This window comes from Shewanella sp. ALD9, from assembly GCF_002836315.1.
In the GTDB taxonomy this organism is placed as follows: Bacteria; Pseudomonadota; Gammaproteobacteria; order Enterobacterales; family Shewanellaceae; genus Shewanella.
This window is the reverse complement of sequence record NZ_PJCD01000002.1, coordinates 514,804-541,451: the sequence shown is the minus strand read 5'-3', so window position 1 is coordinate 541,451 and position 26,648 is coordinate 514,804. Positions and strand designations below refer to the sequence as shown.

19 protein-coding genes are annotated in these 26,648 nt (G+C 41.7%); 10 read left to right on the top strand and 9 right to left on the bottom strand.

Features of this window, described 5'->3' with window-relative positions; translation table 11 throughout:
• Window positions 1-11: 11 nt before the first annotated feature.
• A complete protein-coding gene (gene putP, locus CXF88_RS05840; protein ID WP_101085979.1) occupies window positions 12-1,508 on the bottom strand; it encodes a sodium/proline symporter PutP in 1,497 nt (498 codons plus the stop codon).
• A 1,039-nt stretch (window positions 1,509-2,547) separates the two neighbouring features.
• Between putP and CXF88_RS05835 the strand changes: the two genes are divergently transcribed.
• The gene (locus CXF88_RS05835) at window positions 2,548-3,192 is read left to right on the top strand and encodes a TetR/AcrR family transcriptional regulator (protein WP_242445100.1); all 645 of its coding nucleotides are present in this window, start codon (window positions 2,548-2,550) and stop codon (window positions 3,190-3,192) included.
• A 47-nt stretch (window positions 3,193-3,239) separates the two neighbouring features.
• Window positions 3,240-4,223, top strand: coding sequence for an MDR family oxidoreductase (locus CXF88_RS05830; protein WP_101085977.1), 984 nt, complete (start codon window positions 3,240-3,242; stop codon window positions 4,221-4,223).
• 222 nt (window positions 4,224-4,445) lie between these two features.
• On the opposite strand, the gene CXF88_RS05825 is transcribed toward CXF88_RS05830, so the two are convergent.
• From CXF88_RS05825 to CXF88_RS05815, 3 genes are read right to left on the bottom strand one after another with little or no spacing between them, the layout of a single operon-like run.
• The gene (locus CXF88_RS05825) at window positions 4,446-6,491 is read right to left on the bottom strand and encodes an EAL domain-containing protein (RefSeq protein WP_101085976.1); all 2,046 of its coding nucleotides are present in this window, start codon (window positions 6,489-6,491) and stop codon (window positions 4,446-4,448) included.
• 4 nt (window positions 6,492-6,495) lie between these two features.
• The gene (locus CXF88_RS05820; RefSeq protein ID WP_242445099.1) at window positions 6,496-6,981 is read right to left on the bottom strand and encodes a YfiR family protein; all 486 of its coding nucleotides are present in this window, start codon (window positions 6,979-6,981) and stop codon (window positions 6,496-6,498) included.
• Window positions 6,982-7,034: 53 nt separating this feature from the next.
• Window positions 7,035-9,098, bottom strand: a complete 2,064-nt coding sequence (locus CXF88_RS05815) for a TonB-dependent receptor (protein WP_101085974.1) — start codon at window positions 9,096-9,098, stop codon at window positions 7,035-7,037.
• A gap of 319 nt (window positions 9,099-9,417) precedes the next feature.
• Here CXF88_RS05815 and CXF88_RS05810 point away from each other — a divergent pair, with 319 nt between their 5' ends.
• From CXF88_RS05810 to CXF88_RS05800, 3 genes are all read left to right on the top strand, one after another.
• A complete protein-coding gene (locus CXF88_RS05810) occupies window positions 9,418-9,933 on the top strand; it encodes a VF530 family DNA-binding protein (RefSeq protein WP_011636249.1) in 516 nt (171 codons plus the stop codon).
• A gap of 718 nt (window positions 9,934-10,651) precedes the next feature.
• Window positions 10,652-13,234, top strand: a complete 2,583-nt coding sequence (locus tag CXF88_RS05805) for an acylase (RefSeq protein ID WP_101085973.1) — start codon at window positions 10,652-10,654, stop codon at window positions 13,232-13,234.
• Between the two features lie 674 nt (window positions 13,235-13,908).
• A complete protein-coding gene (locus CXF88_RS05800) occupies window positions 13,909-15,378 on the top strand; it encodes a carbon starvation CstA family protein (RefSeq protein ID WP_101085972.1) in 1,470 nt (489 codons plus the stop codon).
• Between the two features lie 79 nt (window positions 15,379-15,457).
• On the opposite strand, the gene CXF88_RS05795 is transcribed toward CXF88_RS05800, so the two are convergent.
• Window positions 15,458-16,672, bottom strand: coding sequence for a 4Fe-4S binding protein (locus CXF88_RS05795; RefSeq protein WP_101085971.1), 1,215 nt, complete (start codon window positions 16,670-16,672; stop codon window positions 15,458-15,460).
• A 245-nt stretch (window positions 16,673-16,917) separates the two neighbouring features.
• Between CXF88_RS05795 and CXF88_RS05790 the strand changes: the two genes are divergently transcribed.
• The gene (locus CXF88_RS05790; protein WP_101085970.1) at window positions 16,918-17,937 is read left to right on the top strand and encodes a DUF2817 domain-containing protein; all 1,020 of its coding nucleotides are present in this window, start codon (window positions 16,918-16,920) and stop codon (window positions 17,935-17,937) included.
• Between the two features lie 33 nt (window positions 17,938-17,970).
• Window positions 17,971-18,765 carry an alpha/beta hydrolase gene (locus tag CXF88_RS05785; protein WP_101085969.1) on the top strand — a complete coding sequence of 265 codons (795 nt, stop codon included), beginning with the start codon at window positions 17,971-17,973 and terminating at the stop codon, window positions 18,763-18,765.
• A 228-nt stretch (window positions 18,766-18,993) separates the two neighbouring features.
• Here the strand turns inward: CXF88_RS05785 and CXF88_RS05780 are convergent, their stop codons facing one another.
• Genes CXF88_RS05780 through CXF88_RS05765 form a run of 4 tightly spaced genes read right to left on the bottom strand, consistent with a single transcriptional unit; the run spans window position 18,994 to window position 23,164 of the window.
• Window positions 18,994-19,893 carry a LysR family transcriptional regulator gene (locus tag CXF88_RS05780; protein ID WP_101085968.1) on the bottom strand — a complete coding sequence of 300 codons (900 nt, stop codon included), beginning with the start codon at window positions 19,891-19,893 and terminating at the stop codon, window positions 18,994-18,996.
• A 28-nt stretch (window positions 19,894-19,921) separates the two neighbouring features.
• Window positions 19,922-21,508, bottom strand: coding sequence for a cryptochrome/photolyase family protein (locus tag CXF88_RS05775; RefSeq protein WP_101085967.1), 1,587 nt, complete (start codon window positions 21,506-21,508; stop codon window positions 19,922-19,924).
• Between the two features lie 11 nt (window positions 21,509-21,519).
• The gene (locus CXF88_RS05770; RefSeq protein ID WP_101085966.1) at window positions 21,520-21,660 is read right to left on the bottom strand and encodes a DUF2256 domain-containing protein; all 141 of its coding nucleotides are present in this window, start codon (window positions 21,658-21,660) and stop codon (window positions 21,520-21,522) included.
• Complete coding sequence (locus CXF88_RS05765) at window positions 21,650-23,164, bottom strand: deoxyribodipyrimidine photo-lyase (protein ID WP_197708412.1); 1,515 nt, start codon at window positions 23,162-23,164, stop codon at window positions 21,650-21,652. Before CXF88_RS05765 ends, CXF88_RS05770 begins: the two co-directional genes overlap by 11 nt.
• 203 nt (window positions 23,165-23,367) lie before the next feature.
• On the opposite strand from CXF88_RS05765, the gene CXF88_RS05760 reads away from it, so the two are divergent.
• The 3 genes from CXF88_RS05760 to CXF88_RS05750 all read left to right on the top strand — a co-directional run bounded on the left by CXF88_RS05760 (window position 23,368) and on the right by CXF88_RS05750 (window position 26,646).
• Entirely contained in the window at window positions 23,368-24,006 is a 639-nt protein-coding gene (locus CXF88_RS05760; protein WP_101085965.1) for an NAD(P)-dependent oxidoreductase, read from the top strand.
• A 1,015-nt stretch (window positions 24,007-25,021) separates the two neighbouring features.
• Complete coding sequence (locus CXF88_RS05755) at window positions 25,022-25,753, top strand: hypothetical protein (RefSeq protein ID WP_101085964.1); 732 nt, start codon at window positions 25,022-25,024, stop codon at window positions 25,751-25,753.
• Complete coding sequence (locus CXF88_RS05750) at window positions 25,750-26,646, top strand: hypothetical protein (RefSeq protein WP_101085963.1); 897 nt, start codon at window positions 25,750-25,752, stop codon at window positions 26,644-26,646. Before CXF88_RS05755 ends, CXF88_RS05750 begins: the two co-directional genes overlap by 4 nt.
• The last annotated feature ends 2 nt before the right edge of the window (window positions 26,647-26,648 follow it).

The following is a 26,648-nucleotide window of genomic DNA, read 5'->3' as shown; positions in this document are numbered from 1 at the left end:
TTTGTTCTCCATTACTGTTGCTCGGTTAAAACACGATTCGCTTCATGGAAGGTATCAACTGTTTTATTACAAGGATCCGAGTCAAGAGCGCTGGTAATCCAAATCACTACACTACTAACAATAAAGCCGGGGATCATTTCGTACATTACGGTGGTTAACGCTTTTCCATCTGCCAGAACTGGCGCGTAAATCCAAAATAATACGGTCACTGCACCCGAAATAATACCCGCAACAGCGGCTTTATGGGTCAGGTTCTTTTTATATAGGCAACACAGTACCAGTGGACCAAAGGCCGCACCAAATCCAGCCCATGCATTGCTGACTATCGATAAGATGCTATTTGAGCGATCGAGCGCCAGCAAGCTGGCGACAATACCGACACCGGCTACACCATAACGTCCCATTCTGACCATTTCTTTCTCAGTTGACTCTTTTTTCGAAATGACTCGATAAATGTCTTCGGTCAATGAACTTGACGACACTAATAACTGTGAAGAAATCGTGCTCATAATAGCGGCTAAAATGGCTGCTAATAGGAAACCACTGATCAGTGGATGGAACAACAATTCAGAAAATACAATAAAGATGGTTTCAGGATCGCTTATTGTCATATCGAATTTATTGGCGTAGGCAATACCCACTAGACCTGTTGCCAGCGCACCAGTAATGGTGACCGTCATCCAACTCATGCCAATTCTTCGTGCCGCTTTGATATCAGAAACCGAGCGAATAGCCATAAAGCGCACAATAATATGTGGCTGACCAAAATAACCTAATCCCCAAGAAAGACTGGAAATTAACCCGAGCATAGTGACATTTTGCATCGCATCAGAAAAATGTGGGATCGACTCATAAGCAAAGCCCATCATTTTATCAGCACTGCTAAACTCTTGATATGCCACAACGGGTACCAGAATCAAGGCAACAAACATGATACAGCCTTGTACAAAGTCAGTCATACTGACGGCTAAAAAGCCACCGAGTAGGGTATAAGACACTACTACACCTAGGGTGATCACGAGCCCGAGTTCATAATTTAAATCAAATGCAGAGACAAATAATTTCCCGCCAGCGACTAATCCTGCCGAAGTATATAAGGTAAAGAAGATCACAATGATCACTGCCGCGATAATCCGCACATTACTGTTAGGTGCGTGGAAGCGTTTAGCAAAAAACTCAGGGATCGTTAGGGAGTCACCCGCGACTTCAGTATAAACCCGTAATTTAGGTGCCACGATCAGATAATTAATCAATGCCCCAGCTAATAGGCCGATCGCAATGTAGATGGTTTCGAAGCCTACTAAGAACATGGCGCCAGGTAAGCCCATTAGCATCCAGCCACTCATATCGGAGGCTCCAGCTGACAGTGCGGTAACTTGCGGGCTGACTTTACGGCCACCCAAAATGTAACCAGATACATCGCTTGTTGATTGTTTATACGCGAACAATCCAATGCCTAGCATTACCAGGAAATATATTGCTAATGAGACATAGGTTAAGTAATGCATGAATTATTTTCCTCCTAACGCTTTGTGATTTTGAATCCCGCTAGGTTTCAACATAACAAAGAGATAGGTACTTAAAAGGGCACATAAACAAAATAATTGTGAAGCCTCTTTCAGCTTTAATTTAGCGGTGTTCAACATAGTGGTAGTGAGATTTTCTTCGTTTGACGTGTCCGTTGACATAATGTCCTCCTGGGTGCGGGCTAATCGGATTATTGTTAATTCATTTTTCATTCAACAATAAAAAACCACCAAACTAGTTAGTGGTCTAACTATATTAACATCATTTTAGGTAAAATTTCCAATCCAATCTCAGTTACGGCAGTAATAAATGTTTTTTAACAACTATTTAACTTTATATCGATACGCTGTCAGCGGCATGAAATATAACGATGTCACACTGGCTGATTAAGTTGTGAGTACTTTTTAGCTATATGCTGTTTATCTTTTTGATTTTCGACAGCGACTGGCTTAAGTTGCTGTATTTAAAGTTTTATATATTTCAAGTTGAGTGTGAACGTCATCGGTTTCACTGGATATTTGTTTAATGTTGATGCTATAGATTGTTTATTATGCAGTATAAACGTTACAGATATGATGCTATTCGCAAGTGGATTTGGTGCACTTTTTAGCTATTAATAAGGTGTTTTTAAATAAGTGGTTACAGATCGAATGATTTGAATTCAAATGGTTTTGGTTCGAGTCGCTATGTCAAAAGATTTGGTTTTATCGCGTGATATGTGTTGAATGGCCACTGCGTTTTCTGCCATTGCTAAGCTAACTATTTCAAATTACTTATACATAAATTCATAGATGTAGTGGGTTATCTATTGCCGGTTTCAGTAGTAGCAGTGGATTAAGTCGGCATGCTATTCGGTGGCAACATTGCTGTGAGATAGAGCTTTACTAGTTCATGTTAATGTTGTCGCGACCTTGATATTACTGGGTAACTGGGCTTCAAGTAGGATTTAATATAATGTTATTGCATTTAATTAGACGCTCGGTCTAATATAGGGGTATGAATAATTTAAGTGTAGATATAATGACAAGTCCGCATACTAACCCAAGCCCTAAACCTCGTAGAGGCAGACCTCCCAAAGTATCGCGAGATAATCCAGATACTCGGGCAGAGCTTATTCGTAGTGGTCTTGAGCAACTGACAGAGCAAGGTTTTGCCTCATCGGGTATTGAACCCATTTTGAAAAAGGTGGGCGTTCCGAAAGGCTCTTTTTATCATTATTTTGCGAGTAAAGAAGTCTTTGGCCAAGCGGTATTGCAGAACTATGCTGAATACTTCTTACATAAACTTGAAATTCATTTGCTTGATGAAGCTTATTTACCATTAACGCGGATTAGGCACTTCGTTGATGATGCTAAGGCCGGAATGATTCGATACCAATTTAAACGCGGTTGTTTAGTGGGTAATTTGGGTCAAGAAATTGGCGTTTTGCCAGACAGCTTTAGACCGCAAATTATTGCGATTTTTCTGAGTTGGCAAGCTTGTTTAGCCCGTTGCCTCAAAGCTGCACAATCACTCGGACAAATAGCTGCAACGGCAGATTGTGATGCCCTAGCTGAAAATTTTTGGGTTGGCTGGGAAGGAGCGGTAAGCCGTGCAAAGTTAGTTCAAGATGAAAGCCCACTTGATAACTACTATGATCATTTTATGGCAGCGTTAGCAAAATAAAATTTTTTAACCATTAATAGACGATCAGTCTAAATTAGGAGAGCAAAATGTTTAACGGCATGTTGATCGAAAAAGACGACCAAGGTTACCGCACCACAGTAAAAAGTATCGATGAAAGCGTGTTGCCTGAAGGTGATGTGACGGTAAAAGTGCTCTATAGCACCCTTAATTACAAAGATGCGCTAGCGATTACCGGTAAAGCACCTGTAGTGAGAACTTTCCCTATGGTGCCAGGCATTGATCTAGTAGGCATTGTCGAACATAGCGATAATGATAAATTTGCCACAGGTGATACAGTATTATTGAATGGTTTTGGCGTAGGTGAAACCCATTGTGGTGGCTTGGCTACAAAAGCGCGTTTAAAAAGTGAATGGCTTATTCCATTACCAAAGGCATTTTCACCACAACAAGCTATGGCGATTGGCACTGCAGGTTATACCGCAATGTTATGTGTGATGGCTCTTGAGAAAAATGGCGTAACGCCAGACAAAGGTGAGGTGCTAGTTACTGGTGCTAATGGCGGAGTCGGCAGTTTTGCTATCGCTATTTTAGCCAAGTTAGGCTATCACGTCGTCGCCTCGACTGGCCGAATGGATGAAAGTGACTACCTAAGAAAGTTAGGTGCCAAAGACATTATCGATCGCGCAACATTGTCAGAAGCTGGTCGTCCATTGGCTAAAGAGCGTTGGGCTGGTGCTGTTGATTCTGTCGGCAGCCATACCTTAGCCAATGTGTGTGCTAGTACCAAGTATGGCGGAACGGTTGCTGCTTGTGGTTTGGCACAGGGAATGGATTTTCCTGCCAGCGTAGCGCCATTTATTTTACGTTGCGTGACCCTAGCGGGCGTCGACAGTGTAATGCGACCTTTAGCTGACCGTATTGAGGCATGGCAACGTCTAGGCGAAATCTTGGATGTTGGTGTGTTCGATGACATTGTTCATGAAATCAGCTTGACTGAAGCGATTGATGTGGCAAGTGATTTGTTAGCTGGTAAGGTTCGTGGCCGTGTGGTTGTTGATGTAAATCGTTAATGAATTAATTTGGTTAGTTTTTAGTTGGATAATGTTGTCGGCCTGTGTAGCAGGTCGATGAATTTGTTAGCTGTTTTACCGCTCCCTCTTACTTTCATGACAGCAAACTGTTATGAAAATATTCTACCGCTACAAGTGTTTGTGAATGCCTTAATTGGAAGATTTAACGCCAATATCAAAGACTCAACATACTATTTTTACATGACGATGTATGAGTTTTTATTACTCTGCGGCAAGTGGGAACGGTAAGATATAACGGTCAATAAAATGTTGTGTTGGCATAGGTCTGGCAAATAAATAACCTTGTAAGTAATCGCATGACAGTTGTTGAAGTAACTGGTGTTGTCCCTCAGTTTCAACACCCTCGGCTACGACTTTAACTTTCAAATGATGTGCCATGGTGATAATAGCTCGTACCAACGCAATGCTACTTTCATTGGTTTCCATGTGCTGAATAAACGATCGGTCAATTTTTAGAATATCAATATCGAGTCGTTGCAAATAGGCTAATGATGAATACCCGACTCCAAAATCATCAATGGCGATATCAATACCATAATTATTGAGTCGTAGCATTTGCTGTTGAATGGGAGAGTCTGGGTCCATCAAGGTGTTTTCTGTCACTTCGATAATCATGGTATCGCGAGGTAAATTGAATTTATTACACGCTAATATCCATTCATCGACCCACAAACCCTCTTGATCAATTTGCAACGGTGAGGTGTTGACGCTCACTTGCATTTTATTGCCCGACAATTGATTAAAATGAGCAGCATCTTCAATCGCTTGGTCTCTTACCCAGTTACCAATTTCTTCTATTAAACCATTTTGTTCAGCCACCGGAATAAATTCATTTGGACCAATAAGGCCGCGCTGTGGATGATTCCAACGGATGAGTGCTTCTGCCTTGGTAGCATTAACGCCAGATTGGTCAAAAATGGGTTGGTAAAACAATACAAATTGACCGAGTTTAAGTGCTATGCGGATTTCTTCGATAAGACGACGTTTCTCAATTGCTTGTTCTTCGATAGCATGAGAGAAAAATTCATAACGATTACGCCCTTTGCTTTTAGACAAGTACATGGCTTGATCAGCATGTTTGACTAACGCTTCAACATTTTGACCATCGGCAGGGTAGAAAGTAAGCCCGATGCTACCTGTCACGTTCACTTGCACTTCTTTAATGCTAATACATTGCATCAGGCTATTTTTCACTTTTTCAGCAATGGTTGCAGCGTGTTCTAAGTCACTCACATCTTCAAGAATTAAGGTGAACTCGTCTCCGCCTAGACGCGCAACCGTATCATGATCTCGAACACATCCACGTAAACGTTTAGCCACTTGATGCAGTAACAGATCACCATATTCATGGCCTAAGGAATCGTTGATCTCTTTAAAGCCATCGAGATCGATAAAAATTAACGCAAAAAACATGTCATCTGTATCAATGAGCGACTGCAGTTTTTCATAGAAAAAACGTCGATTGGGTAGCAGGGTTAAGCCATCTTGATAAGCATATTCGTGCAATTGAATATTGGCATTCTCTAGTTCTCTAGTACGCAGTTGTACTTCACTTTCAAGCGAGCTTTCACGCTGTTCAATATTATCTAACATACTATTAAAACAAGTGGTTAACTGACCAATTTCATCTTCAGACTGTACTTGAGCACGCAAGCTGTAATCTTGTGACACGGTGATTTTTTGCGAAATTTTAGCGAGATATAACATTGGACTTAAAAATTTACGACGTAAGAATAATGAGAGAAAAAAACTGGCACAAAGAGATGATAATAGTAATAGCACAATAAATTGGCCGTAAAATGTAATTCTATCAGTGATAATGCTGTCATCTACTGATATGTGTAAATCACCATATTGTTGGTTGTCGAGTGTCAATGGTGTCATCACTTGAGTGATGTCATTAAGGTCGTCATCAATCTGGGTCATAGAAGGGCGCTTTGATAATGCCTGAGCTAAAACAACACCTTCAACATTAGTGACGCTGACAGATAATACATCTGATCTTAACAAGATAGGATTAATCAGCTCTTGAATGGCGTCTTGATCATCAAATAATAAGGCCGCAGTGATATTGGGCGACAACATTTGCGACAAGCTGTGTAGGCTTTCAACTTGTTCTCTTTTAGCGGAAGACAGCTCGAAGGCGCTGAATATTGATGTCACAGTGAGTGTCGAAATGAGGGCAACACTCATTAAAATGAATTGCAATTTTTTACTGATAGTATTTAGCACGAAAAATTGTTTCATAGCATTAATTATTCACTACTCGACCTAGGCGTAATACTTTTGAACTCATTGTTATTCCCGATAATTTTAATTTTTCGGGTGAGACTTCAAAACGAATTTTACCACCGGATAAAAAGAAACGAATATGCCCACCTTGCTCTATAAAGTTGTCTGTTTCACCAACGATCATGACATCAGCAAGATGTTTATTATCCAATTGTTGCCAAGATTCAAGGGTGTCGGTTGTGATAAACAAGATATTACATTGTTCTAAGTTTGTTTCTGTGAGACTCACTTCGACATTTTCTATTGGTAAATTATTGACTTTACGACCATTGAGGATTGAGCGCGAGACACTAATAAAGCTAGTATCAGGGCTGCACAGTGTAAAAGAGCTGGCTGTATTCGTGTGATGACTCCATTCGCCGTAACGGGCAAAGTTAAATAAAAAACCAGCTTTAAGTGCATATTCCTTTTCGTCAGCAATCGCGCCTTGGCTTATAGTAAGCAAAAGCGTTATAAATGATCCAAACAGAATACGTTTAATAGTTAACATTAAGTCAGTTAGAATTTCGCCGTAATTTTAAAAGTGACACTTTCGTCTATATAATTTGATCGTGTATACGTTTCACTATCATTGCCATACTCAAGATGTGAACCTGCAAACAGGTTTTTACCCATAATGGCGAATGCCCAGTTAGGGTGAAAAGCCCAATTCCAAGTTAAATCGAGTGCGGTATAATTTTCTGTTTGGTAGGCATCACTATTTTCAACTCTGAGTGAGGCAAAAATATTATGCTGTTCAAAAAAATGTATATCAGCTTTAGTAAACAGTTGACGACTCGTTGAGTCAAAGCCAATCGCTGGGAACGTGTTGTCTGCTAAGTCGTAATTAAAGGTGTTATAGCTGTAACCTACTTCGGCAGTAAAGTTGTCAGACGGTTGCCATGACAACACCACATCACCACCTTCAGTGGTCAGCCCTGCATTAGAGACTAAGTCAAAATTAATCGATGTTGTCGTCAATGCTTGTACTGCGGCATCAATCTGTCCAGCCTGTAACAATGCAAACACGGGGAGAAACTGATCGATATTCGGATCGATTTGGATCACAGCTACATCATCGGTATCAGTATGATAAACCGATAGGTCAAGTGCCCATGTGGTATCAGATAAACGATAGCCCATTTCATAAGATACAGATTTTTCTGACTTTACGTTGTCATTACCATTGAGGTAAGTGCGGATATAATAACGATCAATCTCGGGTATTCCGGTGGTGATAGGCGATACTTCTTCGACTCGTTGTCCATCGATAAGAAAGTTGTCGTTAAATTCAAGTAAAGAGGGAACCCGAACACTTTTTGATACAGAGGCCCACAAGACTTGATTATTTAGTGGTTTCCATACCAGCCTTGCTAGTGGTTGGTTTTCCCAACCAGTCAAATCGTTATGATCAACTTTGACACCCACAATTAAGTCTAATTTGTCCGCAATCACGTTATATTGAGCCTGCGCTAATCCACCATATTGATGTAGGCTTTCAAAACCTCCATCGCTTTGCACAAAGGTACTGTCTGCAAAAGAAATAGAATTGTAACGGTAGTTTAGCCCCCAATCGAACTGTAAGTCTTGGTGCAGGAAATTCATCTGATAATCAACATCAAAAGATTCAAAATTTTCTTGTAAATGGGTTTGGCTACCACTTTGTTTTAACCAAGATGTTTGCAGCATTTGGTTAGCTTTGGGTGAAATACGATTTTCCAACCTCGCCATGACTCGAACATCGGTACGATCTAAGCTGTCAGTAAATGAGATATTACGGTTGCTTTCATCCACGACGCCGCGAAAATTTTGGCCTAATGTAGATTGAGTCATATCACCTTGAATAAGTCCTGACCATTGATCGTTTGGGGTAAAGTCAAACCGGGTGCCTACAGATTGTTGCTCTGAAAAGTCAGCCGGCTCCATTTCAATCCCTTTGTCAGACTTCTGGCCATCTTTAACGTGGCCATATATTCTGAAACTGCCATTATTACCAATATCGCCACCATAACGAAGATTGGTATCGACATTAAGCTGGCTACCACTGCTGACATCAGCATATAGGCCCCGAGTATCAATGCTGTTTTTAGTAATGATATTAATGACGCCATTAGTGGCATTGCTGCCCCACAGTAACCCACCTTGACCGCGGATAATTTCGATGCGTTCTATATCGTATAACGGTACGTTTAGGGTTTCCCAATACACGGCGGCAAATTTAGGGGTATACAAACTTTGACCGTCTACCATAACGAGTAATTTGCTTGAAAATCGCGATGCAACACCACGAGAAGAAATTGCCCATTGATTATTATCAAGTTGTCTAACGGCTAATCCAGGTACCATTTTCAGGGCTTCTGGAACTGAAGTCACGCCTGAACGAGTGATTTGTTCTTTGGTTAATACGTATATAGATGAAGCGGTTTCAAAGGCTGATTGGGTTCTTTTCATCGCCGAAGTCACTTGTACATCCATCGCCATCAGCGAATCTAAATCTAAATCGAGATTGTTTAAGATTTCTTCTGCTATGACATGAGGCGAAATTAAAATAAATAAGTACAAGCATTTTGGTGATAACTTCAAACCAATGTCCTCGATAATCTTTGATGATGGTCAACTATAATGGAACTATTTTAACACACGCTATTAACTAAATATCAGTGCATCCCTTTCAATATACGGATTAATTTACCTTCTGTTAACGACTAAGTCGTTATTTTTTGGTTCACATCTGTGAGTATCGTCATAAATAAATCAGAAAACGATGTTAACCGCCACACTAGAGATAATGAGTTTTAGTTAACTCATTACCTCTAGTGTGAAATATGCATAAAGACGATGGGGCATTTTAACGGTAAACTATACACATTATAGAGACAGCTTTTTGAGGTCATGAGATAGCATGGTAGAACTGCAGCAAAATAATCCACTTCACGGTTTAAAATCAGAAACGATGATATCTGAGTTAGTGGCATTTTATGATTGGAAAATTCTCTACGCAGCTTTGCGTTTAGAGTGCTTCAATACCAACCCTAATATGGACGCTTGTGTTAAGTTCCTAAAAAAGACGGAATGGGCTAGAGAGCGTGTTGAAAATTTTTATTTGTACCGTTTCAAGCGTATGCCAAAAGGTAACTCTGCACAATTTGAATTAAAACCTCGTGAACGTGGTTTTGCTGACGGTATTTTACCGCGTAAGCCGCAGCCTTTAACGGTTGAGTTAGTTGCCGAAATGAAAGCCAAAGCAACGGCTGATTATGAACAAATGAAACATAATCAAAGTCGTTCATATGCTTCTTCGTCATCACCTTCATATTCCTCATCGAGTCGTTCAAATGACAGCGATGCAGCGACACAGCGTAGTAATCAAAATAAGCCGCAGCCTACATTTGATCCAAACAATCCGTGGAATAAATAACCACTAGACTGATCTCATGTCAAAGGACGCTATAAAAGGGAAAAGCCTAGATGCTATACAGGCGAAAAGCCTAGATGCTATACAGGCGAAAAGCCTAGATGCTAGGACGCTGCGCTGCTAGATGCTATACAGGCGAAAAGCCTAGATGCTATACAAGGGAAAAGCCTAGATGCTAGGACGCTACGCTGCTAGATGCTAGGACGCTACGCTGCTAGATGCTAGGACGCTACGCTGCTAGATGCTAGGACGCTACGCTGCTAGATGCTAGGACGCTACGCTGCTAGATGCTAGGACGCTACGCTGCTAGATGCTATACAAGCGAAAAGCCTAGATGCTATACAATCTTAGCAGCGAAGCGATATCGCAGGACGCAGTCCGCCCTAGCAGCGAAGCGATACTCGAAGGACGCAGTCCGCCCTAACAAATATCCAAAGACGTCGCTATTTTATAATCGTTTATTATCCAGGACTGAGGTTAGCTGAATAAGGTTAATTGTTTTTGTTAAGCACGTTTTGGCTATTTCTATCAAGATGTAGACACACGAGAGAATGATTGCTTAAATAGCAATGCATGTCTTTGTTGTATTTAACAACAGCGCATTCGTTTCAAGGTAACTGGGATTACTTTGGCGGTGCTGTTAGCTTAAATTGAGGCGTAAAGGATTAAGTACCTCATCCATTTTGCTGCTTAGCATTGGGATACAACAAGGATAATAATAATGAAACTGAATAAAATTTTGCTCGCTATCGGCATGGCTTCTAGCGTTGCGATAGTCGGTTGCGGTGATGACACCCAATACGGTAAAACCCCTCAACCAGATCCAGAACCCGAAGTCGTTACTCCTCTATTACAAGCCTTTGCCCCTAATGGCAGCTTAAAAGTCCAAATTCGCCGAACTCAATATGGTGTACCACACATTACCGCCGACAATTTAGAGAGTCTTGGTTTCGGTAATGGTTATGCCCAAGCACAAGATAATTTATGTGTAATTGCAGATGGCTTTATTAAAGCCAATTCTGAACGGTCGATGTACTTTGGCCCCCATGCATCGATTGACTTTACAACCGGACTTCCAACCAGTGAAGATAACGGTAACTTAATTTCTGACTTTGCCTACAAAGCATTGAAAATCAGGCAGCTTGCAGAAAACCAATATCCACAGTTTAGTTATAATTCGCGTGCATTAATGGAAGGTTTTAGTGCGGGTTATAATCAATATCTTGCCGATGTAGAAGCTGGAACTCAAACCGGTGAGCCATTTTGTGCTGGTCAACCGTGGGTTAAACCTATTAGCGGTGTCGATGTAGCAAGCTATCTATTTTCCATCGCGCTATTACCTGGTGCGGCAAACTTTTTAGATTTAATTTTTTACGCCAACCCTGGCGATGCTCAAGAGTATTTACCGCGAATTATTGGGCCTGCACCATCCACTGCACAAACCGCGTTTGTGCAGGATATGAACAACAAATTAATCGCACGGTCTGCAACCATTACCACACCGGAAACTAATCCGCGAAATTTGGGTTCTAATGGTTGGGGTTTAGGTAAGGATAAAACTGAAAATGGTAAAGGTATGGTATTGGGTAATCCACATTTTCCGCATACCGGTAATTTACGCTTTTGGCAGTCGCATTTGACCATACCAGGACAAATGGATGTGATGGGCGGCTCGTTGGTTGGTATGCCTGGATTGGTTAACATTGGTTTTAACAAAGATGTAGCCTGGACGCATACCTTTTCAACCGCAGAACATTTTGTAATGTATAACCTTGAGTTAGTTGCCGGTGATAGATTGCAATATATGTACGATAATTCGCCGATGCCAATCACCAAAGAAACGGTTTCGGTATTAGTTAATGCAGGCCCCGCTGGCATGTTGGTGGCGGAGAAGGATATTTACACCACAGCCAAAGGTCCGATGGTTGAAGCACCACCGGCATTAGCACCATTTGGATGGGACGATGGCCAGGCTTTCTTTATTCAAGATGCCAATATGGCCAATAAAGATCCGCTCGATCATTGGTTAGCCATGAATCTTGCATCCAATAAAGATGAGTTTCAACAAGCGTTTAAAAATTATGATGGGGTTATTTTTAATAACACCATGTATGCGGATAAAGAAGGTAATGCGTTTTATATTGACGACTCAACCGTACCGGGATTTTCTGACTTAGTGGTCGATATTATTAAGACGACCCCAGCGATACAAGCGGCGAGAGCTCAAGCTGGATTTACTATTTTACCCGGTAATACCTCGGTATTTAGTTATGACTCGCCAATGCCTTACGACCGTGCACCTAAGCTTGAACGTACTGACTTTGTGCAAAACTCAAACAACTCCTTTTGGTCAACTAACTTAGCGGCACCGCTCGAAAACTACTCTCCTTTATACGGTCCAGAGCGAGGCCAATTATCGTTACGTACTCGTATGGGCTTAACCTTAATGGATGACGCCGCCGGTGATGACGGTAAATTTACTATTGAGGAGCTAGAAGCGGCTTTATTATCCAATCGGGCTTATCTTGCTGAATTGGTGTTACCCGACTTAATCAGCCAGTGCGAGCAACAAGGGTCTACGCCGGTGATGGTTAGCGCAACATTGTCTAAAGATGTCTCGGCATCATGTGCCGCGCTAAAATCGTGGAACGGTAAACAAGATAACGACAGTAAAGGTGGGGCGTTACTTCGTGAGTTTGCCCATCAGTTCAATCAAAACACCATGCTAACCGAAGCATTTGATTATATGAGTGCAGCAACTACGCCCAATAAGCTCAATACTGACGGCAGTGCATTAGTGGCTTTAGCTCATGCAGCTTTGAATCTTGAAGCGGCAGGTTTTGCGGTTGATGTTGCGTTGGGGGATGTGCAGTTTGTTGAAAAGTCACTTGCTGATGGCTCTGCATCTGGGGTGAAGTTACCTTGGCCTGGTAGTCATAATGCGGAAGGTGGGTTCAACGTATTCTCGACCAGTTTATCGGGCGATGACACCTTAATACCTCAACATAAATATAGCCCTGTTATGGATGTTGTTTCTGGTAATGCTACAGCATCAGGATTAACTTCTGAAGGTTACCAAGTGCGTTATGGTTCAAGTTGGATGATGACCGTGAGCTTTACTGATGACGGTCCTAAGGCAAAGGGTATTTTGACTTATTCAGAATCTAGCAATGTGTTGAGTCCAAGTTTTTCCGATCAAAGTGAATTGTATTCCTCGGCAAAACAATTACGTCCATTGCTATTTACTGAGGCAGAAATCCAAGCATCAGTTGAATCTAGCATCGAGCTAACGCTGCAAAAATAGACTAACGGTTTATTCTGTTTGAGTGAATGAAACTAAAACCTCACTGATATTTATCGGTGAGGTTTTATCATTTTATAGACGAATAGACGAATAGACGAATAGACGAATAGACGAATAGACGAATAGACGAATAGACGAATAGACGAATAGACGAATAGACGAATAGACGAATAGACGAATAGACGAATAAACGAATAGACGGATAGACGAATAGACGAATAAACAGATGAACCAGTAAGCGGATGTTTGGGTTGTTCACATGGTGATTCAATCGTGTTTGTTACCTCAATTTCAGGCTACTTAACTTCCCACCTATAAAGATGTGTTTGAGGTGATATATTGGTGATGGTGTCATTATCTTAGGTGTTACAAAGGGTAATTAACCATTTTTAGTATATAGGGATGTGTAAGTTTACAAGCCACTGGTGAGTTAAAAGTGATTATGTTTGAATTTTTTTGATGTGTGGACATGGGTAATTAAATAGCTAATTATAGTTAAGTTGGGGTAAGCCATTAACAGGGTTATAGTTTATCGCTAAAGTGAGTATATATGCACGGAAAGTAACTGGTAGCAATCCCTACTTTGGTATAACACCCGGTTGCTTGACCTAGAAAGCTAACTGAAACAAACTCGACATTGAATATATTCCTATAAATAATTGGATGACAATAATATGCTGATTTTCCTCATTTGTATCGGGCTACTATTGCTCGGGTACAAGTTTTACAGCCCGTTCGTTGAGCGACAAGCAGGTATTGACCCTAAAGTTAAAACCCCTCAAGAACGATTTAATGATGGCGTTGACTATGTACCCGTTCATCCGGTTAAAGCGTTCTTAATTCAATTTCTTAATATCGCCGGTGTCGGACCGATATTTGGGCCAATTTTAGGTGCATTATATGGCCCGATAGCACTGGTTTGGATTGTGATTGGTAATGTACTCGGTGGCGCAGTTCACGATTACTTCTCTGGTGTAATGAGTATAAAAGAAGACGGTAAAAGTTTACCTGAAATTGCTGGCCATTATTTCAATGTGTACTTTAAAGGTGCCATGTTGATATTTACTGCCATGCTACTCTTCTTCGTTGGTGTAGTATTTATCATGAGCCCAGCAGGGCTGTTAAGTAACTTAGATTATTTTAAAGACACTTTTTTGAGTAATAATACCTTTTGGGTATTACTGATTTTGGGTTATTACTTTCTCGCGACGTTGTTACCAATCGATAAAATCATTACCAAACTGTATCCAGCATTTGGTTTATTAATGATTGTGATGACAACCTCTATTGCAGTTGCATTGCTAATCCATGCGCCGCAACTACCGACTATTGACAGTATCTTTGCTTATTTTGATCACAGCCATTATAACAATGACTTATTAGAGCCGAACCCAAGTGGGCTACCTGTATGGCCATTATTGTTTGTTACTATTACCTGTGGCGCAATCAGTGGATTCCATTCAACTCAAGCACCGATTATGGCGCGTTGTTTAACTAACGAAAAATACATTCGTCCAGTTTACTATGGTGCCATGGTAGCAGAAGGTGTCGTGGCATGTGTGTGGGCTACTGCAGGTATCGCAGCTTTCCCTGGTGGTTATATCGAACTTAAGAGTGTTCTCGATATAGGCGGTCCTGGTATGGTTGTTAACCAAGTGGCGACCACTTACCTAGGTGTAGCAGGTGGTGTTATGGCGATTATCGCGGTTGCGGTTTTCCCTATTACCTCTGGTGACACTGCGTTTAGAGCATTACGTTTAACTATTATCGATGCGTTTAAAATTCCGCAAAGTGTCAGAAACCGTTTACTGGTTGCCATTCCGATTCTGATTATTGCTTATTTTATGACTAAGATTGACTTCACCCTAATCTGGCGTTATTTCGCATTCTCAAATATGTTGCTGTCAACTAGCGTATTGTGGCTGGCGACTAAGTATTTGTTTGATCGTGGTACCTTCCATTGGATTGTCAGCATTCCAGCGATTATTGGTACTTGTGTGACTGTGTCGTACATCATGACCGCAGGTATTGGTTTTGGTTTGCCGCAACAGCTGAGCCAGCCAGTGGGTATTGTTGTAGGTGTAATATGTCTTATTTCGCTGATTATTGCGCACAATAAACGCAAAGTGATTACTACTCAGTAAGTTAATGATTGTGGTAATTGTTAGTTAATTAAAGGGCTGCATTGTGCAGCCCTTTTTGTTGCCTATTTGAAACCGTAAATTAATGGCCAATACGGTCCAGTTTCTGAATCAGTTCTATTTTTATATCGTTAGGTGTTTGACTGTGCCAGTAGCCACTTACGTAAGCAAACAGCGGTAACATAAACATAATAGTCAGTAACACAATGAGTAACCCTCTGGCAGAAAGCGGAATGCCATTACGAGTGCTAAATTGCAACGCCTGTTTTTTAGGGCAAGCAGACACACAACGCATGCAAGCTTGGCATTCGTCTGAGTGGATATTTTTTTGAGTATGCACCGATATATTGGCAGGACAAGCACGGGTGCACTTATCACAACTCATGCCTTTAGTTTCAATTAAACAATGCTGAGTATTACGGCGAATTTTAAACGGACTTAGAAAACTTACAATACCTAGCAATGCGCCATAAGGGCAAATGTAACGGCAAAAACCTTGGCGACGCCATGCTGCTAAGGCAAAGATCATTCCAAAACCGATTAAGGCAACCATTGACGGCATCATAAAAAATACTGCCATTTTTAAGTCAGCCACTTTGTGGTAATTACCTGATAGGTAGTGTGGAATGCTTGCAGATGGCATAGAAATAACCAAATAAAGCAGTGCCGCTAATAATAGGTATTTAACCATTCTGAGTGGCCAGTCTACCCACGCAGGCGGTAATAACTCTGCGTGAATAACACGTTTTCTCAGTTTATAAAGATACTCACCGGCTAATCCTAACGGACAAGCCCAACCACAAAATGCTCGTTTACACACTACACCAGTGATCAATACGACACATAACATCACTACCGCAGCAGGGTGGTTTTGATCCCACAGTCCGAGAGTTAAAATAGCTTTGAGCTCTATGCCGCCCGCAATAGGTAAAAATGCATCACCGACATCCGGTCTCATTAACCAGGGGGTTTCTCCGGCATACAATAATCCTGCATTGATGGCATATTGCACGCCAACCAATAACATCGAAAGGGCAAAGAAATGTTGGCAAATCTCACGTACAGCATTGGGTCTGCCTTCTGCATTGGCAAACGCAGGTTGATATTGCCCTATTGCGGTAACAACTAATACCGCGCCCAACAATATAAGTAAAAGTGGCCAGAAAAAGCTAGCAAGAGTCGCGCCGAGCAATAATGCCCCGCTGACCAATGCGCCCCATTTTTTGCCACCCCAATACAGTAAGCTGGTGCTATATACCAAGGCTAGCATTAAAGTGATTGATTCAATTGTACTCATAGAGGGTGCCTACAGTGTTTTATTTTCTATCAATAATGATAAAAGTTCTGCTTAAGGGCTAATGTGAGAGGAGTCACCAAAGCCAATAATTGATTTCTAAATATATGATCTACATTGATTTGTTTACTTTATGTAAACATTGTTAAGCAGTGTGTGAACTAAGTGTTTTCACTCTGTTGTCATGAACTTGTCTTAATTACTGGTTACCTTATTAAGATCATTTTTGTGACCGTAAAAAGTGGCTAATGGCTAAGTTTTCTTTTGAGCATTCTTTCGAGATCGACACCTTAAAGCGCTTAATTGCCCAGCATCAGCATCAATTTAGGCATAAGTCCCTGGCGAATTTATATTATCGTGGTGAAAAATTATCGGTAACCGCCATTGAGCTTGGGCAACAACAGCAACCTTGCCCTACGGTGTTATTTGTTGGTGGGGTGCATGGTGTGGAGCGTATTGGTGCACAAGTGGTGTTGGCCTTTTTAGACAGCTTACTCAATCGACTACCTTGGGATACTCATTTACAGCAATTACTCAAACACGTGCGTCTAGCTTTTGTACCTGTGGTGAATCCGGTAGGCTTTTTGCGTGGTAGCCGAGGCAATGGCAACAATGTTGATTTAATGCGTAATGCACCGATTGATTCAGACGAAGACGTGACCTTTCTTGTTGGTGGTCAGCGACTCTCGCCGCGCTTGCCTTGGTACCGTGGTCAAAATGGCATGGAGCTAGAAACCCAAGCATTAGTAAACTATGTGCAACAATTACAGCAACAAAGTAGCAGTGTTATTGCCTTAGATGCTCATTCTGGTTTTGGTTTGCTAGACCATCTTTGGTTTCCTCATGCGCATACTCGGCAACCGTTTTCCGGCATAGGTTATATTTATCATTTAATGCAATTATTCGAAAAGGGTTACCCTCACCACGGCCATTATCGGTTAGCGCCACAAAGTCATTTTTATCGGACTCATGGCGATATTTGGGATTACTTAGTGGCGAGTAATATCAGCGAAAAACCGTTTATTCCATTAACGTTAGAAATGGGCTCGTGGGCCTGGGTGCGTAAAAACCCACGTCAGCTATTTAATTTCCCCGGCTATTTTAATCCGCAGAAAACACATCGACATCAACGTATTTTAAGGCGTCACGTGGTATTAATGCAGTTCATTATCGATGCAGCTTATGCACAAATTATTGAACAAATAAAGCCTAAACAGCTGGCGCAGTTGACTCAACAAGCGAATCGCTTCTGGACTAAAAAAGGCTAAGTGAGGATAAATGAGGCTAAGTGAGGATAAACGATGACCACCTTGGTTTTGCTTAGAGGATTAATGCGCGATAGCCGCCATTGGTATGGTTTTGATCAGCGTTTAGCTCAACAAGCGGTGAATGTTATTAGCGTCGATTTACCGGGTAACGGCCTGTTAGTTAATCAGTTTAGCCCTGGTGAAATGCAGGATTATTGTGATGCGGTGTGGCAACAAATCGATGACGCCTTGCTAAAACAGGGCATGCTATCAAGCCAAGTTAAGTTAGTATTGGTTGGGTTGTCTATGGGAGGAATGTTGGCCTTAAAGATGGCGGCGCAGTGTCGCTCGCGAGTTGAGCATGTGGTGTTAATTAACAGCAGTGCGGCCAACTTGTCACCTTGGTATAAACGATTCCAATGCTTGGAGTTAATGAGGTCATTGGGGGCTGTGTTCACTCGGGCTTTACGCGCCAGCTTGTCGAACAGTATTGATACAGACAAAAGTCATTGGCTAGAGGCAACGGTATTAGATTTTACCAGCAGGCATTTTGGCCAGAGTATTGACGTGATTAATGCCTGGAGCATACTGAGATTGCAATGCCATACATCATTTATTAATGGGCTACGCCAATTGTACGCCTCAGCCCGTTTTCACTGTCCAGTATTGAATGACATACCGGTTAGCGTGATTGTCGCTAATCAAGACAAACTTGCCCATCCAAAATGCAGCGAACAGTTAGCGGTATTTTATCAAACACAATTACACAAAATAGACGACTGTGGTCACGATGCCAGCCTTGATCAACCGCAGCAGTTACAACAATTATTGCTGGATATTATTCGTTAGGGATTATTCGTTAGGGCCTATTCGTTAGAGCTTATTCAGTAGGACTTATCCATTAGGGCTTATCCATTAGGGCTTATAGAGTAGTGCTTCTTAAATAGAAAGTACTGAATCGAGAGTATTAAACAGAGAGTACTAAATTGAAAGTGCTAATTTGAAAGTATTAAATTGAAAGTGCTAAATAGAAACTAAATAGTGGCGATTAGTCATTCAATCACATAATCATTCACTTTAGCTTGCTTGCCATTTTTTAATGTCTTGCTGCCAAGCATTGGCGGTAAAGTCGATAAAGGCTCTGACGACGGTTTGCTGGTAACTGCGCGACAAATAAACCGCCCACAACGTCTTACCCGGCGCAGTGGTGTTGGGCAACACTTCAAGCAATTCACCTTGTTCAAGATAGTGATTAGCTAAATCGGTCGGCAAGCACACAATACCATTGCCGCGTAATGCCGCATTGATTAATACACCCATGTCATTGGCCTGTAAATTACCGCTCACATCAAGTAAACAGGTTCGGGTCTCATCGATTATCTCCCAACGTGGTTGGCTCGAGTGGCGTAAACAGTTGTGTTGTAATAAGTCATTAGCTGACAATATGGTCGAATGTTTGGCGAGATAGTCAGGGGATGCGCAAACCACATTGTCGATATGCATTAAGCGTCTGGCGATTAAGCTTTCATCGGGCTGGTGGGTATAGCGCAGCGCAATATCAACTCTGTCATTCACCAATTGCGAGACATTATCCGACAGTAACAGCTGAATATTAACTTGAGGATGTTGCTGGCAAAAAGCCTCAACTACGTCATACAGTTTGTGTTGCCCAAGGCCAATAGGCGAGGCGATACGGATACTGCCAACCAGTTCATTATTATGGCTGTTGGCGCGACTTTCCATCGCCGTCACTTCACTTAAAATCCGTTGGCAGTAATTAAGCGCTTCTTCGCCCTGTAGGGTGAGGCTAACTCGGCGAGTAGTGCGATGTAATAATCGCAACGCTAACCATTGTTCAACTTCTTTGATATGGCGCGACACTTGTAAACGGCTTAAGCCAAGTTGCTCGGCCGCTTGGGTAAAGCTGCCACAACTGGCCACTTCAACAAAGCTGCGTATAGCAGATATTTTGTCCATAAAATCATCCTGTCGCGACAGCTAAAGGTTATAAGTTTTCTATATTTTCCAATAGGCTATCGGCTTTGTTAATAATGGCCTGTTGCGTGTGCACATCCATTTTTTGCCAGTTTTTATATACCATTGCCATGCGAGGGTTACGTTTAAATTGGTCTTGATGCCGCTGAATAAAATGCCAATATAAACTGTTGAATGGGCAGGCGTTATGTTCTGTCTTGAGTTTGACATTGTAATGGCAGCTTTTGCAATAGTCGCTCATTTTGTTCAAATAGTTACCGCTGGCGGCATAAGGTTTTGTGGCCACAATTCCGCCGTCAGCAAATTGAGTCATCCCGCGCGTATTGGGCATTTCGACCCATTCGATGGCATCAATGTAAATGCCTAAATACCAGTGGTCGACTTCATCTGGATTGATACCCGCGAGTAAACTAAAGCAGCCAGTCACCATCAATCTTTGAATATGGTGGGCATAGGCATAATCGAGCGACTGTTTTATGGCGTGGTGCATGCAATTCATCTTGGTGTTGGCGGTCCAAAAATACCCTGGCAGCGGCCGCTGTGCTTGTAAGGCATTTTTAGTGGCGTAGTTGGGCATATTGCACCAATAAATACCGCGGACATATTCACGCCAGCCAAGTATTTGCCTAACAAAACCTTCAACTTGAGCCAGTGAAATATCATGTTGATGCGCTTGCCAATGCGCGATGACTTTATTAATCACTTCACTGGGGGAAATAATTTTAGCGTTAAGCGCAAACGATAGCCTTGAATGATATAAGCTCCAATCCGCACGGCTATTTTCGGTCATCGCATCTTGGAAATGACCAAAGCGGATCAATAAATGCTGGCAAAAAAAGTCGAGTAACTCACGCGATTGGCGTCGATTTACTGGCCATAATAATTGGCTTTCTGCCTTACCTATGGTGTTGATGTTATGGCGCTTAAGGCGGGCTAAAATATCACTGACATCGTTAGCAAATACCAAGGGCGCAGGAACATCAGCAAGGTCATTCTTTTTAAAGCTCGCACGGTTTTGCTGGTCAAAATTCCACTGGCCACCTAATGGTTCACCCTCTTGCATTAATACATTAAAGCGTTTGCGCATGCGTCGATAAAAAAACTCCATTTTCACATGTTTATTCGGTGTGAATTCGCGCTGAATATCGTCAAATGGCAGTAAGAAATGTTCTGTGTCATAGCTGTTTTTACTCACCTTTGGCAGTGCGAGTTCACTCAATTGTTGCGCTAAGCGATATTCATCAGGCTGTTGATATTCAAATATCGTCAGTTGCTGGATTGTGGTGATATTTTCAAGTAATGCAGGGAGATCTGCATAGTGCTGGGTGTCATCTAATGTTAGGTACATCACTTGATGACCACTCTTGGCTAAGGCCTGTGCAAATTGCGCCATAGAGGCAAAAAAGGCGCAGACCTTTTGCACATGATGAGTGACGTAGCTTGCTTCTTGTCCCAACTCGGCAATCAAATACACCACATTAGGATCGACTTGTTTAAACCAGGAGTGTGACGCATTAAGTTGATCGCCCAAAATGAGTCTCAATGTGCTGGTTTCCGGCAATAATGTTGGTGAAGCATGGGTGTAAAGCGTCGTCATGGTGATTACCTTTATTCAGATTTATGTCGGCGACAGCGTTCAGAACAATATTTAACGTTGTCCCAATCTTTGGCCCATTTTTTACGCCAGGCAAAAGGGCGTTGGCATACCAAACAGATTTTATGGGCTAAATGCGTTTTTTTATGAGTCATGGCGAGCCTTCTTCTGTTTGGGCTTTGGGCGTACATGACGGGTTAATACCGCAGAAATATGCTGTTTAACTTGAGGTTGTTCGCGATACGACCATAAACGATCGCGGGCAGTTTGTGATGCTTGAGTTAAATCAATCATTGGCTCTGGATAGTCACGACCTAAGATAATGTCGTTAAAAATCGCTTCCATAGGCGGTTGTTGCCAAGGTTGATGAATATACTCATTGGGTAAATTGGTGAGCTCTGGGCACCACAATCGAATAAACTCACCGCGTGGGTCTTGATCCTGTGACTGCTTTACGGGGTTATATAACCTTATGGTGTTAATACCTGTGACCGAGGCTTGCATTTGCAGTTGCGGATAATGTATCCCGGGTTCGAAATCGAGAAAATAATTGGCTAGCGGTAAGCTGGCATGCTGCCAGGCAATATTGAGATGGTGAGTGACAAAGCTGACTAGCATGGCGCGCATTCTAAAGTTGATATAGCCGGTTTCTTTTAAACAACGCATACAGGCATCGATAATAGGGATCCCCGTTTGGCCGTCAGCCCAGCGTTGAATATCTTGCTGCACTTTGTCGTCGGTACGGTAGGGATAATCAACATACCCAGGGTTAACCGGGGTAAATTCCATGCTACATTGGCTTTCAAATTTTTGCATAAAATGGCAGTGCCAATGTAAACGAGACATCATCGCCAATAACGGTTTTCTCCACGCTTTATTACTGGTTTGCACCTCGTTATAACGTGTCAATGTAGCCTGATAAACCTGTTTTAAACTGATGTTGCCCCATGCTAAATAAGGCGATAAGCGTGAGCAGTGGGTGCGGCTCAAACTGGGACTTGAAATACTGCGTTGATAGTCTTTACCCCGATGGGTTAAAAAACTGCTCAGTATTGATCTAGCTGCCTTTGGACCACCGGTTTGAAACTGGTCATGGTGTGCCATGATGTCATGATTAAGAGTCGGATTTTGATAGTTATCGAGTTTTTGTAACTGACATTGTTGCCAGTTGGGGATGGCAATAGGGCTGTTCATCACTTGTTGCCAGTGCTGATCCCATGCCTGACGATGTTTTCGACCACGAACCACTGCTCCAGTAGGCGACTGCTGCCAATTAACTTGCTGTTGGTTGCACCAGCGAGTAATCGCTTTATCGCGTTCAAAGCTGTTGTGTAAGCCTATTTCTTGATGACTATAAATATTTTTAATTTCGAATGTTTGGGATATCTCATCTAGTAAGTCAATCATCGGCATACTGAACATATACACCTGTCCGTTAAATCGGAGCAGTTGTTGATTCATATCTTGCAGCGACTGCCACACAAAGCGCCAATGGCGTTCATTATAATGCGAGTCAGCCAGCATAAATGGCTCAAAGGTGTAAATGAGCAAGCAGGGTAAATTGTGGTTAAACGCATCGACGAGCGGTTGATGATCAGACAAGCGCAAGTCGCGTTTAAACCAGACAATATTAATAGCTTGTTTGATTGTGTCGGGCATGGCGCCAAAATCTCATGATGAATGAGCCATTAGATACGCACTAGCCTGCGGTTTAGATTGCTTTTAAGGACACAATTACGTAATGATTTTACATCTTACTTTGTATCTTTAAATGAAACAATTAAGCGCAATTATCGATATTTATCTCTAAAATATTACCCACTAAACTAGCTCCATTGATAATTAATAGAGCGAGACACAAAATGAAATTAGCAGTATTAGGCGCAACAGGTTGGATTGGTGGCACTATCATGCAACAAGCGATAAGCCGAGGCCATGAAGTGATTGCCGTAGTGCGCGACGCCAGCAAAGTCACTCAAGATGTGGCCGTACGTACGCTTGATTTAACCACGATGACAAGCGATGCCATCGCTAGCGCATTTGCCGACGTTGATGTTGTTATAGCGTCAATCGGTGGCCGCGCCGCACAAAACCATCAAGTAGTAGCGCAAACCGCTAAGCAATTATTACAACACTTGCCTAAAGCGGGCACACCGCGTTTGTTATGGGTTGGCGGTGCAGGTAGCTTAGAAGTCGCACCAGGCGTGACGTTAGTGTCAACACCAGAGTTTCCTGAAGATTATAAAGCCGAAGCCATCGCCCAAGGTGAAGCACTAGCTGTGTTCCGTGATACAGATTCTGCTATCGAGTGGACTTACGTTAGCCCCGCAGCGATTATTTTCCCTGGTGAATCAGAAGGCCCATACCGTATAGGCGGCAACGAATTCTTTACCGATGCACTAGGCCAAAGCCGAGTATCAGTAGTGGATTATGCCAAAGCTATGCTCGATGAAGCCGAAAATGCTAAGCATATTAATCAACGTATTAGCGTTGCTTACTAAGTGATATTGGGTGGGTGATTAATCGAAACAGGCCAAAATGGCCTGTTTTTTTTATGCTTTATCCGGTGCATAGGTGGTTATATCGATTAGGCAAACAATGGTTGAATTTGTATTAGGCCATAGCCGTTACTCGGTAATATTTGAGCGCATTTTATTCAAAAATCATACTGGGTTATCAGTTACAGGTTATGTAATTTGAGTCTGTTTTAAAACGTTTTTGGATAAAAGTGTATTTAAGATATGGCCTGCGGCCACTAACGTCGTGGCGCTTCGCCCACACCAGACCAAATGGGTAAAGCGCTTGTACCCCTTTGCAAACCCTCAGCGTTCCGGCAACATGTTCTGAACAGCGAAAAGGTCGCGACGGAAATTAATCTAGCTTTTGGCCTCGTTTGAATCCTGCTTCGGTCCATCTTGTAATAAGGAGTGAAAATGCTAACGCTTCCGATGGTACATCCTGTACCGCGAAAGTTAAGCTCACATCTGATAGACAGGATGCCTGAATGCCTTGTAGCACATGGATGTGCGAGAAAGGTCATGTCAGGACTCACGCTATTTTCTTCAACGTCCTCAAGTTCTGAGTTGAATCACACCAATTGCGAGCAAGGTATGCAAATCATTTACGTCCCAATATGAGTTGGTGCTATTGCTTAATCGAAACATATACATTTCAGTTTGCCATGAATTTTCTAATGTCACATGATTTGCAATAATGAATCTAAAACGGTGACCAGTAACCACTACAACTAAAGTTAGCTAAGCTATTGAAGGCTGGATGCTGCTTATGTCAGGCATCGCTCCCAGCGACATTTACTGTTGCTGAAGATATACATTACTAAATTTATAGTGGTAAATTTTAGTAGCCAGTGGAGTTAGAAATATTGGGTTTATATTGTTTTAATATCCTAGTTCGTTAATGGATACTAGAGGGTGAAATTATTCCTCTTGAGGCATTTATCTATGATAGTATCTATGGTTAACTATCAGGTAAATATAGCAATAATAAGGCAATAGGATGGCCGGAAAATTTTTAATTTTGTTAAACGCATTAGCTTTAGTTTATTCGGCAAACGCTTTTTGCGTAGAACCAAACCAGAAACTAAACCTTAAACTTCTAAATACTGATTTCTCAGAACAATATAGTTCTAATGTGCCAGTGAGTGGTAGAGTCATCGCGGGATTGGCTATTATTGGAAATCACACTTCAGATTTATCTATTTATATACCAAATCAGAACATCGAAGAAACGATTTGCATGCGTGTAATGTCAAGAGATGGTACATACACATCTTTAAATCAATACCAACCACCAGGCAATGCTCGTTCGGGTTTTATTTCTGCTGAATATCCGACTGAATACGTTAAAATTTTATCTGAGTTAGATAAAGAAGATCTTGCCGTATTGTCCTACCCTGGGCAATGTGAAGGTAGTTTAGTCAATCAACTATATTTATCCGCCCGTGGAGAAACCACAGGTAAAGAAGAGGTTACGATATTTGTTAGCTCTGGACGAAGTGATGTATTTTTAAGGTTACCTAGTATAAATACTGAGACGGAGACAATACGCTGTCAACGTATTCAGGATGGAAAGCGAACGGGGTTTGACACTTTATGTTATGTCGGTTTGTCAAAGTTACTACAGGGAACGAATGAGCTTTCTTTAATGCGTCGTAAATCAGGAAGAATGTTGCCATCGGTTAAATTCAGCATCCTATTTTCTACCCAAACGCTTGAGGAAAGTCAGTGAGATTTAAACAACTCACTCAGGTGATAGGTATTGGCAGGTTAAATGGAACATATAGCCCTCGTCAGTTAAAAGTTCTCGTAATTATATCCATGATGCTAATCGTGTCAGTTCTCTTTTTTTCTGGTCGAGAGAATATATTCACTATTAGCGGCCAGACGGAATCCATATCATTAACGTTCACTTCAAATCAGCTCAATAAATGGGACATATCAGGAGCCAGTTTATTAAGTGATTTTAATGATTTTGAGCCAAAGCATCTAACTCAACAAGAAGTTTACTTCTCCCCAGCACAAGGTGCGTCAGCAATAGTCAGCCGAAAGTTAAACCGTTCAACAGAAGAGATTTTTATTGTTATCAGTAAGTATGAAGGGTCTGTTGGTGAAATAGAAACTGAAAACGGTATAGAGAAATTAGGTTCGTATATCGAAATTAGTATTCCTTTGGTTCAAGCAAGAATATTTCCTTTTGTTGGTGCGTTGAGCATAGGGGAAGATGTTGCTGTTGGTGTTGATAGTATTCTACTCAGTGGCACAGTAAAAATAATTGAACAAGAATTTTTAAGCAAAGGCCGTTATATAGCGGGTGAGTATAATTTAGATCGAGGTGACAGGGTTGAATTGTTTATGGATGATGAGCTACAGCAAGCCTCACAAGTAAAAGGTTTTATGCGCCTTACAAAAGACAATCCGATAGATATTACCTGTCATGGTGTTGGAGAAGTTGTAAAAGTTGAAAGACTAGGCAGTGCAGGTTATGCCATTAGTCCATCAGTTTGGGCTAGGTTAGCCAAAGACCCATTTATTACTGCCGTGACATCACTATTTGCAACTTTACTGTTATTAATGGAGTTCACTGAGCTCATTTTTAATATTTCCTCAAAAAAAGAAGAGTAACA